Below are 13,116 nucleotides of genomic sequence, written 5' to 3' on the forward strand. Positions count from 1 at the left end.
CCATGGTTATTACTTAAAAGGCGAAAAATCAAGATTTTTCAGATGATTCCTTGGCTGGCATCAAATGAATTCTTTTTTTATTTCCTCTAACGTTTTAGTAGTAAAAATTAATTGATTGATAATTTCCTCTCTCAAAAGATCAATATCGTCGCAATCAAAATAATTCGCCCACGAAGTCAGATTGAATAAATTCCGGATCTGTTTGATGCGTTTAGTGGTTTCAAAACTGGTTCTCAAGATCGCTTTTTTATCATACTTTGGATTATTTCTGTGTTGATAATGGACCGTTTTCTTTAGATAATTTGCTTCTAAATAATAGAGTTCTTCTATAGCATTATCTGGATAAAAACGATTCCAAGAAGCATAACCCAATTTAATTTTAAAATTTGTTTCTGGTTCTAAAGGTTCTAATCGCCATTTGCTATTAGCTAATCGTCCCCAATGATTGGACAACCGATACATTCCCGTTTTAGTATAATAATATTTACTGCCCGATTTGCTGTCATACTGAATTTTCAGTCCATTTATAGCATCAATAGAAATCTCATCAAATACACAAAAAGTGTTTTTGAAAGAATTAGGGTTGGGACGAAAAAAATTTTTCATGATGCAAAGGTAATCAGATCAATTCAAAACTTACACAACAAGAAGTTACTTGACTTGCATAATCGTAAAAAACGATTTTGATCCAGACAACAGCGAAATTGTTGTTCCTGCCGCCGCTCCAAAAAAGATTTTATCCCCTGCATTTAACTTTACTAACGTACTTGTTTTTCTGGTTGGGGGAGATACATTCACATTTATAGTGAGCACAGAAATATTTATACTGTCAAATATTTCCTCCGCTTCTAGAGTGTTTGTGCCGCTGCGTTGCACAAAGATCGCTACTCCAACTCCCGTAGTCGCGACAAGTGTAGTCAATTCATATTGCACATACACATTATAAATCCCATTTTGAGGTGCTGTAAATTGGTAAGTAGTTGTGTTGTAATCACTATTTTCATCAAATTCCTCAGTGCTAAAAGGAATCGTTTTATAAGCTGTAGCGCTTATTGTCGTACCAAGATTTATTGTACCGCTTGCAGACCCTTTTACAAAAGACTTGATATGACTGTCATAAATTTGTTTTGAAGTGACTCTCTTGACAACTCCCTTATAATTAATTACCAGAATAGAGTCTTTGGCGGCCTCTAACCCAGTACCTAAAGTGGTTGCTCTCACTCTTAAATCCCCATTGACATCTAACTGTGATGTGGGAGTTGTTGTTCCTATACCTATTTGGGCATGTGTAAGAAATGAACTAAAAACTAAAAAACCAACTATATATTTTTTCATATTAATGTATTTTAAACGTTGCGTTTTGTGGATTTACCCATCTAAACTTATATTTTTTTTTAAGATGTATAACCCAGCTGGGATTAATAAAAAATTGCTTGTAATTTCAATAAAAGATTAATTTTTATCTATAAAAAGCTAACTATAAAAACTATTTTACCAGGATAAATTCACTTCTTCTATTGGTCTGATGTTCTAATTCTGTGCAGATGATACCATCAGCGCATATGTTTATCAACTGATTTTCGCCATACCCTTCTGCGGTCAGGCGAGAAGGATGAATTCCGTTCTTGATTAACCATTCCATAGATGATTGAGCCCTTCGTTCCGATAATTTCTGGTTATAGGAATGACTTTGTCTGCTGTCCGTATGAGAGCGAATATCAATTTTCATATTCGGATTTTGTTCCATAACATCTAAAATTTTTGATAATTCTAACATTGCATCAGGGCGAACAGTGAACTTATCTAAATCAAAATAGATCATTTTAATATTTAAAGCTTTAGCTAAATCATCCCCTGCTTTGAGTTTTTTGATTGTTTTTTCTAAAACTATAGGTACTATTGTTTTTCCGTTGTCCTTAGCGACATTTACTGTTACTTCATCTGTGTTATATTCTGTTTTCACAATCTTGATGTAAAATATAGCCTCACAATCCACCTGTCCAAAATCAAAATAACCTTCAGCATTTGTTATTATTTCTTTTCCTAATTTATAATTACTGTCTGATAAACTCACTTTTGCCCCTGCAATTGGGGATCCTGTTTCTTTGTCGGATACTGCTACTACTAGAAATTGCTCACAGGGATATTCTATTTTTTTAATTTCTTTTAACATGTAAATATCATCTCCACCTTGTCCTCCCGCTCTATTAGAAGTGACATATCCTATTTTAGTTGAAGTGTCGATAATCAAAGAAAAATCATCTTGTGGACTGTTCAAAGGCTCCCCAACATTTAACACGTTCTTAAAAACACCTTCTTTAGAAGCTTTGGCTACAAAAATATCCAGTCCGCCCAATCCGGGATACCCATCTGAAGCAAAGTAAAGTTCATTATCAGCGGTAAGAAAAGGGAAGGTTTCTCTTCCTTCAGTATTTATCTCTTTGCCTAAATTTATGGGCGTTCCAAAAGTATCGTCTTCATTAATACTAACTTTAAAAAGATCTGATTGCCCTAATGTACCCGGCATATCAGAGGAGAAATAGAGCGTCTTTTCATCTGGACTTAGCGCAGGATGGGCAACACTATAATTCGCATCATTAAAAGGTAACTCCGTAATTGCAGTCCATTCATTAGCTACAAATGAGGCTTTGTATATCTTTAACAAAGTTGTTTTATTGGTATTTTCCCCTACTTTATGATTCAAAAAATTATTTCTTGTGAAGTAAACGGTTTGTCCATCCTTAGTAAATACAGCGGTAGATTCATGGAATTTCGAATTCAGCTTTTTAGAAAATAATTTTGCTCCAGTAAGAGTTCCATCAGGATTTTTATCCGACTGATACAGATTTGTATATCCTTCTCCTGTCCAAGAATATTTTCTATTCACAAGTCCATTTTTAAATCTTGCCGAGCCAAAAACTATTTTATCTCCAAAAAAAGAACTCCCATAATCCGAATATTCAGAATTGATTCCGGCATTCTGCATAGTATAGCGCCCTGAATTTTTCTTGATAATTAATAGGTAATCTTTCTGGCTGGCGGCAAGTTTTGCCCTAGTATCATTGCCATTTAGTTGATTGAATTTGGTCATCATAGCATCGGCTTTAGCATATTCTTTCTTCGATTTTAAAGATTGTGCATACCGATAATAGTATTCCGGAGCGACATTTTCTGTCAAGACAAATAGCTCCCCATACCATTTGGCTGCGCTTTCTAACTCTGCATTAAAATAGAACGAATTTCCCAGTTTTTGCAACATGTCTGCTGTTTTGTATCCTTTATCAAAAAGCCGTTCGTATGTTTTTATAGCATCAACATAGGCAAAATTTTCATATTCCTTTTCTGCTTTTTCCAAGGCCATCTTTTGTGAATAGCCATTCAATGAAACAATCATTAATAAGATATAAATACTATTTTTTTTCATGGTGTCTCTTTTTAGAAAAATCTTGGTGTTAATTTTTTATCTACGCTTTTAAAAATTTCAAAACGTAAAAATATTTCGTGAGATCCTGAATTATAATTGGCTAATTGGGTGGTTTCAAAATCATATCCATACCCAATAAATAAGCCATCACTTATTTGAAAACCTGCCATTGCAGTTAATGCTGCATCAATTCGCCATGCTGCTCCCAAAACAAATTTTTCATTGAATAAAAAATTAGCAGACAGATCCATTTGCAAAGGCGCACCCGCAACTATCTTAGATAAAAAAGACGGTTTAAATTGTACACTCGGGGTTAAATCAAAGACATACCCCCCTATCAAATAGTAATGCATTTTAGTACTTTCAGATGCAGATTTAGTATCGTTATAATGTTGTACTTCTATAAAATTAGGAATTGAAGCCCCTACATAAAATTTATCCGAATAATAAAAAATACCAGCTCCAATATTTGGAGAAAACTGATTGTTGATGTTATTTTGAAATTGGGGATCAGTCAAATCAAATCGATCTAATTTTGTGTAATCTACATTTAACAAATTAGCCGTAGCTTTTAATCCAAGGGATAGTTTATAGGTATCCGAAGTTTGAATAGTATACGACATATCCGCGGATATCGCAGTTTGATCAGCGGGTCCAATTTTATCATTTACAAAGGAGAGTCCTATCCCTAAATTAGTGTTTTCTATAGGAGCATTAATAGACGCGGCATTCGTTATAGGAGCTCCTTCAAATCCCACCCATTGCGTTCTATGCAATCCAAAAATACTTATTGCACCCCGACTACCCGCATAGGCAGGATTGATGTTTGTGGTGTTATACATGTACTGGGTGTATTGAGCATCCTGTTGCGCAAAACTCGAGATAGTAACGAACAGTAAACTAATTATTATACCTTTTGTTTTCATAATCTTTATTTGTTTATTCCAGTAAACTAAAATAGTTGTTCAGAAGTTTTTAAATTAGTTTCTACTCAGTTGTAGATACCCGGTTTTATCAATTCCAATCCCGTTTAAGTCAACATATTTAATGATATAAAAGTAAGTGCCACTGGGCAAACCATTGCTTTCTTTGATGGATACCCTTCCTTCAGAAAATCCCTTAAACGATTTACTATCATTATCATACCCCTGTATGTCATACACCTTAATTCCCCAGCGATTATAAATCTCAACTGTATTGTTTGGGAAACAATCAATGCCTTTAATTAAAAAGAAGTCGTTTAAACCATCCCCATTTGGTGACACTGCATTAAAAACGATTAGGATACATGCCTTCACACCAAGTACAATGGCATCATCCTCTAAAGGATTACTCTCGTGTGACAAATCTTGTACTATTGTCCCTAATGGGCTTGTTCCATAAGCTATAGTCTGATCCGTTACAAATCCTCTAATCAGATCTTGTTGTGTCAAAGTATAAATACCCACAAATGCAGTACTATTAGTCTCACCTACCGACAAACGTATTGGTCCACCTACAATAGTAATTCCAAGCATAATATCTGATAACGTAACTGAATTAAGGGTTACATTTCCCATATTCATTACTGTGTATGAATACCTTATTGTTTCTCCTATTTGGGCAAAACCATCTCCATTACGATCTTCAAACACACCCCTTTGTGTTAAAGTAATACTTGGATTTTCTTTTAACAAAATCACCGTTGGTGTATCATTGGTCATCGTGGTTCCTGATACATCCCTTACCGCGTTCCCTCTTGGATCTTGTCCTGTGGCCAAAGCACTGTTGGTGACTTGTCCTGCATCAACATCGGATTGGGTGATCGTGTAGGTGCCTTTAACTGTGCTGTTGCTCGCTCCTGGTGCTAATGTCGCTATTGGATTGTTGCTGATCGTTAATCCAACCATGGGATCGGTAATCACTATATTTGTAATTGTTGTAGTTCCCGTATTGGTAACAGCAAATGTGTACGTGATAACATCGCCTACACTTCCAGTTCCTGAAACGGTTCCAGTTTTTACCAAAGCAATGCTTGGTTTGGATGGTACTATCGTTACTGTTGGCGTATCATTGGTCATCGTGGTTCCTGATACATCCCTTACCGCGTTCCCTCTTGGATCTTGTCCTGTGGCCAAAGCACTGTTGGTGACTTGTCCTGCATCAACATCGGATTGGGTGATCGTGTAGGTGCCTTTAACTGTGCTGTTGCTCGCTCCTGGTGCTAATGTCGCTATTGGATTGTTGCTGATCGTTAATCCAGCCATGGGATCGGTAATCACTATATTTGTAATTGTTGTAGTTCCCGTATTGGTAACAGCAAATGTGTACGTGATAACATCGCCTACACTTCCAGTTCCTGAAACGGTTCCAGTTTTTACCAAAGCAATGCTTGGACTGGATGCTACTGGTGTTACTGTACAAGTAAGACATGTTGGATCTACTGGACATGTGGTACATGGTGTTGGATCTGTTGAAGTACCGGTTACGTTAGCACCAGTAGGAGGAGTTCCAACAACAGTCGCTAAATTATATACTACCGCTGCATCAATATCAGATTGTGAAATAGTGTGTATTCCGGTAAACGTTGTGCTGTCAGACGCCCCAGCTGCTAATGTTGCTAGAGGTCCTCCAGTTATGACTGCATTAGGATCGGTTACGGTTATCGCACTAAGATCAGTATCGCCCGTGTTGGTCACAACGAAAGCATAAGTGATGGTATCACCAATATTTGTAATTCCATCCCCATTGTTATCTAAATACGTTCCTTTTTTAGTAATAGAAATTGATGAGACAGAACATAACAAAGTCCCACCATCACTATTTGTTGTATTTACAAATGCTCCATAAACATTTATATTGTTTATAGCACTAGCGAGCGATCCTACACTGATCTTGATTGCATCAAAAGGTAAAGTTGCTTGAAATCCGACATTATAAAAACCGGTTCCAGAACCCACAGGAGGTATCGTAATGAGTAATTTAAGTAGTTGAGAACCTCCTTTAGCTTCCTGCAGCTGACCATCTAAATAAGTGGATAGCGTTAATGATTGAAATAAATCCAATTCGATTAAATTATTCAGGTCTTTAATGGTGAATCCAGCAAAAGTACCTACTGGATACGTAAATAATTGATCCGCTACTGCTATAGCGGCGGACGAAATAACTCCCGCTGTTATTCTGATTTCAGCAAAATCAGTACTGTCAGGAGTTAACACATTATTAGTATTATTAACCGCACAAGCCACACAAGCTACTCCATCAATACCGGTATTATCCCCATCTATAATGACAGGAAAGTCAGGATTAGTCCAAACATAAGTAGTATCACATGCTACTGTGGGTAGACAAAAATTTTCGAATACGGCACTATAAATTTTAGTGGTTCCAAGAGAAACTAAAGCGGTATTAATCAATGTAATTTTGACTTCATCAAAAGGTAATGCAGTAACAAACCCTATTGTTTTTCTACTTCCCCCAACCAAAAGATTAGTTCCTACAGACACCAAAGCGGAATTACCTGTTTTGGACTCTTGCAACACCCCATTTAAATACGTAGTCAATACAACTGCATTCAGCACATTGATATCTAATATAGCAGTATTTTCTATATCAAAACCAGCAAAAGAACCTGCGGCATAATCTGTTATTTGATCTTTAATTGAAATACTTCCTGCAGATCCAACACTGGCAGTTAAATTAATTTGTGCAAAATTTAAAAGATCTGCGTCAATCAGGTTTTCGGAATCACTAACGGAGCAAAGGGCGCAAACTAATCCATCAATACCAGTATTTGCACCATTTACAAATACAGGATACGTTGGAGAAGTAACTGCAACCGGGGTATTACAGGGTAATGCAGGACCTGCACAAAAATTTTCAAAAACAGCATTATAGATTCTAGTTGTCCCTAAGGTGACTCCTACGGTTTGATTGACAATAATTTGAACCTCATCAAAAGATTGAGTTGTTATAAAACCTACTTTATAACGACCTGAACTATTAAGTAATACAGCATTTACTGCCAAATTATTTGCTGAAAATTGTTCGCGTGCTACTCCATTCAAATACGTTTTTACCTCAACATTTGCTAATGCGGCAATATTTAGTAAATTTGAATTTTCTATTTCAAAACCGGCATAAGTTCCTGCTGGGTAATCAACAACCTGATCTTTGACGGCTAAGCTCCCGGAACCCACTACACCCAGAAGTAAATGAATTGATGCAAAATCGGTCGTACTCGCCGTTATCACATTCCCTGTGTTGGAAACACTGCCAATACTTACACCCGAAACTCCAGTATGCCCATTTTCTATTGTTGTCGGGAATAATGGATAATTCATAGCCGTAGGCGCATTACAATCTAATTGAGGGCCAGCACAATAATTCACAATAACGGGATAATATACAGCTGTTGAAGTTGCAACACTCAATAAACTACCTATCGAGATTTCGATAGCATCAAAAGATTGATTAGAGTTAAATCCAACTATAAAATTACCGGGATTAGACAGCACACTCAAGCTTGCGAGTGCTGAACCTGTGTGGGTCTCTTTTAAAACGCCTCCAAGATAGGTTTTAATTGAAATTCCGTTCAGTAAATCCAATGATAATGAACCTCCAGAAGGAGCGATTCTGTATCCGGCAAAAGTACCACTAGCATAAGTCGCATTTCCATCTGTTACTCTCAAATTATGAGTAACCCCGGCCCCTAAAGTAGTGCTGGCTGTTGCAAAATTAGTCAAATCAGCATCAATGAGTGCCGAAACATTTGAAATAACGCAACCCAAAAGAGGATTACATACACCAGCTGAGGATGAACTTGTTGTAAGGCCATTAAATGTAGCTGACACTAAAGGTATTGGATCTACAGTATTACACTGTCCGTATAGATTTGGTTTGCTTAGTCCTGAAAAGAAGAGTAGGAAGAATAGTACTCTAAAAAAATAAGTGCTTTTAAACATAACTGTTTCGGTTAAATAAAACTTAAAAAGGTATTGTATTAATTTATACTTTTTAAAGAAGCTAAAATGCTTATAATTAAATAGTTATAATCGTTTTTAACGCCTCGTGTATGAAAATTCAATACTGCTAAAAAACGTAATTAATGTATCTTCGCATAGGAAATATTTGGTTCATGATGAAAAAATAAAATTGAAAATTCACCCTTTTTTCAGACTTAAAAAGTTTTTTTTATATAATATTTTTTTACTACAAATAAAATTTTATTGCTATTTTCGCCATTTATTCTTCAGTAAAGTAAGAAATAACTTTATTTAAATTTGTTAAAAAAAATGTTTTTTTTTAACACTTATTCAAAGTCCAAAACTAAGATTTAACAAAGCTATAAGGCCTCTTCTTCTTGTAGTATTAAAGCGATTTTATTGTAGAATTACTACTACATCATGTTGGTATTCTAAAAAATAGTGAGTACGTTTGAAAAAAGATATAAAACCTTTTCAAAAAAAATGAAACGATCCTCTCCTATTTATTATTTTTTTAATTGTATCCTATTAACGCTGTTATCAAATAGTAGTTTTAGTCAAAATAATTTCACTTATCGCTGGTATAGCTCGGATAACAATGAATTACCCCAAAGTAGCGTCAAAACTATTGTATCTGATAAATATGATTTTATATGGTTAAGTACTGAGAATGGTTTGGTACGCTATGATGGAAATCAATTTTTAACTTTTAATTCAGCTAACACTAAATTAAAGGGAAGTCGGTTTGGAGATATTTTAGGAAATGTCAAAAAGGATAGTTTATATGCTTTTAATGAAGATAAAAAAGAATTAATCCTCATTCATAATAGACGAATACAAATAATAAATAATAAAAAGGTTAAACATAATAGTGTAAAAAACGGGAAAGTGTTTTTCCCTCACGGAGGACTCCCTTCTTTAAAAACTGTAGGATTTAAAGATCAATTATATGTAGAATTATCGAACAACAACACGTATTACTTAAATACTACAGCAATTGAATTACGCGATTCTAAAATGAAACGCATTTTTAAAATTCCGTATACAAATAAATCTGTTTTAAATTTTTTCACTCTTGATGATACGCTGTATTATTTGAAAGAAAATGGAGACTATGATTTTATTTCCAATAACAAAATTTACTCCGGAAAACTAAATTCAATTCTTAAAGAAAATTTTAAAATTTACTGGAATACCACTGCAAATCAAGTTTTTTTGTATGCTAAAAATAAAATTTACCGATTAACGGCGCAAAATAAGCGTTTATCAGCTGAATGTATCGCTGAATTTAAAGATTTTGATTACAGTAATATTATTTCTGTTTTTCATGACCCCAAAAACTTAAAACTATTCCTTGGCAGCAGTACTAACGGACTTTGTATAATTACGTTCTCTAGTTTTAAATCCGTAAAGAAAAATCCGCTAAAAGCAGAACTGTACTATTCCAGTCTGCCTTTTACAAAAAACACTATCATTACAAATGAGGGACTAATCCTAAACTCGACAAAAATAATTGATAGCATACCTTTTATTAGTGGGAAGTACTTTAATGCTAAAACAACTATGACCAAGGATGCTTCTGGCGGAATTTGGATTGTACATAAGAAAAATCTGTATCGGTACTCCAAGGAATCAAATTACAAAAAATACAAACAGTATACTTTTGATCAGGAAATAAAAGTGATTTATACAGACTTGGATAATACTATTTGGGTAAGTTTACGACGGGAGGAAGGAAATAAAGCCAAACTTTATGTGATCGCAAACGAAGACAATCAAAAACCGAAATTATTACTTAGTCTTAACGTAAACATTAATTATATAGCCCAAAACGAACATAAAATTGTTTATCTAGGAACCGACAAAGGACTCTATCAATATGACTGTAGAGCTTATTTGTTGGACCTTATAAAAAACACAGCCCAATTAAACGTGCGCAGTATTTTTATAGACCGCGATAAAAAAATATGGATTACAACTTATGAGCAAGGTTTTTTTCTGTCTGAAAATAACACCCTACACACGTTCCCTAAAGATCAAAACAAATATCTAAATTCATCCCACTGTATCGTTGAAGACAAAAAAGGTTTTTTTTGGATCAGTACAAATAAAGGTCTTTTTCAGGCTTCAAAGAAATCATTACTTCAATATACGCAGGATAAAACAACTACGATCTATTACCATTTTTATAATAAAACAAATGGTTTCTTGACCAATGAGTTTAATGGAGGCTGCCAACCTTGCGGAAATTATCTCGAAAATGATTCTATCACTTTTCCTTCTATTAACGGGATGGTTTTTTTTAATCCTAACACAATAGAACCCATTCTTCCAGACAAAACCTTATTCATAGATGAAGTTATTATCGATCATAAAAGCACTTATTTTAAAGATACAATTGTCTTACAGAATAATTTTGAAAGAGTAACTTTTTTTATTGATTCCCCTTATTACGGAAACCCCTATAATCTAAATTTAGAAGCCAGACTTAATGGGGTAAACAAAAGTCTCTGGGAAAAAATAAGCGCTAATAAACGTATTTCGTACACCGCTTTACCGCCAGGAGAATATACATTGGTCATAAGACATCTTCCGGGTTTTAATTCAAAATACCATTATAAAAAAATAACGCTGATCGTATTAGCTGCTTTTTATCAGACCTTATGGTTTAAAGCCCTTATGTATTTTACAGGCCTTGCGATAATTTTCTATTTATCAAGAATCCGCTTCTTGTACATAAAAAATAAAAATAAAGAATTAGAGCAAATAATTGTAGCCAGAACCCAAAAATTAGCAACCGTAATTACAGCATTAGAGATTTCAAAAACCAATCTGACACAAGAAATTCTTCAACAAAAAAGGTTAATAGAAACAATAAGCCATGACATCAAGAGCCCATTAAAATACCTCGTTCTAACAGTCCATCATCTGTATAAAGATTTAGATAAAATGAACAGTATATCCCTTCAAGAACAGGCTAAATCAGCTTATAAATCGTCATTTCAATTGTATGTTTATGTTGAAAATCTCGTGAAATACTCCAAAATATTTATTGAAGACAAAAAATTAGAAGAAAATAGTTATTCCTTGTATGATTTGGTTGCTATAGAAATTCAGCTTTTTGAAAAAATGGCATTGTCTGAAAATACAATCATAATTAATAGCGTGAATAGAACCGAATCCTTAAAAACGAACAAAAAAATAGTATCTATAATTATTCATAATCTTTTTGACAATGCGTTAAAAAACACCACAAACGGTACTATCGAATTACGATCCGAGACTAAGGGTAAAAAACTCTCTTTCAGCATAAAAGATAACGGAATTGGGATGGATGAAGAACTAATTGATTACTACACGACTCTTTATGAAAAACAAACTCTACAAAAAGAAATTTCCAGAAATTATGGACAGGGTTTACCCATGATTATCGAATTACTTGGTATAATTGAGGGGGAAATAAAAATTACTAGTCCACCTGACAGTGGAACAAGCATCGAAATAATTATTGATACAATCTAATTTTTATTGATTTTAAAAACATCGATCAAGGCAACAACATTCTTAATTCTAAGTTTTTCGAAAACTCGGTTTTTATACGTACTAACAGTTGACATTTGAATTTTCAACGTATTAGAAATCTCTAGATTACCCAATCCTTCAACTAATAATCCTGCAATCTCAAATTCTCTTTTAGACAATTTTTCTAGGGGATTCAATGGTGTTTTATTTAGTGCGGAAGCTACTATTTTGTTCATTACGGCATCCGTAATGTATTTTCCGTTTTCTAAAATAGACAGAACAACCTGAACAATTTTTTTTTCGCTACTCAATTTATTCAAATACCCGTTAGCCCCGGAAATAATATACCGACAAGCATATAGATCTTCTTCATAAGCTGAAAAAATAAGTATTTTAATATTAGGTCGTATCAACCTGATATCATGGATCATATCTGTCTTTTTAGAACCAGGAATATTTATGTCCAAAATAACCAAATCAAAATAATTTTCTTTTAAAATTAAAATTGTTTCTAAAAAATTTTCAGCGTTAAATATTTTTAAATTTTCAATCTCTTGTTTTAAAACAATAGAAATTCCAGTTCTTACAACCAAGTGATCATCAACTAATAGAATTTTATAGGGCATAATTTGTTTAACTTTTATATTAAACTAATTTATTTACGAAAACAATTTAGTATAAAATTATTTTTTTTGTTTAAACACTGAAATACAATATTTTAAGTTAGTAAACAGTTACAAAGATAGCTTAATTTATCTTAAAATCTAAAATACTTCTGCCTTGAGCTCTTTCCTAAAAACTACTATTATTGTTAAAAATAATAGAAATAAATGACTTATCGTCAATTAAAATACTAATATTATAAATCTTAAAATAAAATTTTAATACTATTGTCACTTTTTTAATAAATTAAAACAACTACTATTAACCGATATTTTAAAAAAATAAAGTAGTAAACTAAAATAAATAGATGAAATATAAAATTCTGCTTTCAAAAAATCCTTTAATATCTAAAAAACAAATATCTCACCAAGTGCTCTTTTATAAGCCTCACCCCGTAATTACACAAAAAAAAGCCGCTAAAAAACTGAAATATATCGGTTTTTTAGCGGCTTTTTTTTTTACTTATTGTCCCGTCCTGAAATAGCGATACACAAAAAGTATCCTAATGGAAAAACATGAAGAAACACGCTATGTGAAGCGGAC

At 33.6% G+C, this 13,116-nt stretch carries 7 protein-coding genes; 1 reads left to right on the forward strand and 6 read right to left on the reverse strand.

Translation table 11 applies throughout. The features are described 5' to 3' along the window. Nucleotides 1-60 precede the first annotated feature (60 nt). From EKM02_RS01520 to EKM02_RS01540, 5 genes are all read right to left on the reverse strand, one after another. Nucleotides 61-606 carry a hypothetical protein gene (locus EKM02_RS01520; RefSeq protein WP_126451711.1) on the reverse strand — a complete coding sequence of 182 codons (546 nt, stop codon included), beginning with the start codon at nt 604-606 and terminating at the stop codon, nt 61-63. A gap of 45 nt (nt 607-651) precedes the next feature. Continuing rightward, complete coding sequence (locus EKM02_RS01525) at nt 652-1,335, reverse strand: hypothetical protein (RefSeq protein ID WP_126451712.1); 684 nt, start codon at nt 1,333-1,335, stop codon at nt 652-654. Between the two features lie 151 nt (nt 1,336-1,486). Next, on the reverse strand, nt 1,487-3,424 hold the full coding sequence (locus EKM02_RS01530; RefSeq protein WP_126451713.1) for an OmpA family protein: 1,938 nt from the start codon (nt 3,422-3,424) through the stop codon (nt 1,487-1,489). Nucleotides 3,425-3,435: 11 nt separating this feature from the next. Continuing rightward, nucleotides 3,436-4,350, reverse strand: a complete 915-nt coding sequence (locus tag EKM02_RS01535; protein ID WP_126451714.1) for a type IX secretion system membrane protein PorP/SprF — start codon at nt 4,348-4,350, stop codon at nt 3,436-3,438. 54 nt (nt 4,351-4,404) lie between these two features. Then, nucleotides 4,405-8,367 (reverse strand): gliding motility-associated C-terminal domain-containing protein, encoded by a 3,963-nt coding sequence (locus EKM02_RS01540; protein WP_126451715.1) that lies wholly within the window; start codon nt 8,365-8,367, stop codon nt 4,405-4,407. A gap of 504 nt (nt 8,368-8,871) precedes the next feature. Between EKM02_RS01540 and EKM02_RS01545 the strand changes: the two genes are divergently transcribed. Then, entirely contained in the window at nt 8,872-11,910 is a 3,039-nt protein-coding gene (locus EKM02_RS01545) for an ATP-binding protein (protein ID WP_126451716.1), read from the forward strand. Here the strand turns inward: EKM02_RS01545 and EKM02_RS01550 are convergent. Next, complete coding sequence (locus EKM02_RS01550; RefSeq protein WP_126451717.1) at nt 11,907-12,536, reverse strand: response regulator transcription factor; 630 nt, start codon at nt 12,534-12,536, stop codon at nt 11,907-11,909. The two genes, EKM02_RS01545 and EKM02_RS01550, sit on opposite strands and share 4 nt — an antisense overlap. Between the last annotated feature and the right edge of the window lie 580 nt (nt 12,537-13,116).

It is taken from the genome of Flavobacterium sp. RSP49, assembly GCF_003968735.1.
Lineage (GTDB): Bacteria > Bacteroidota > Bacteroidia > Flavobacteriales > Flavobacteriaceae > Flavobacterium.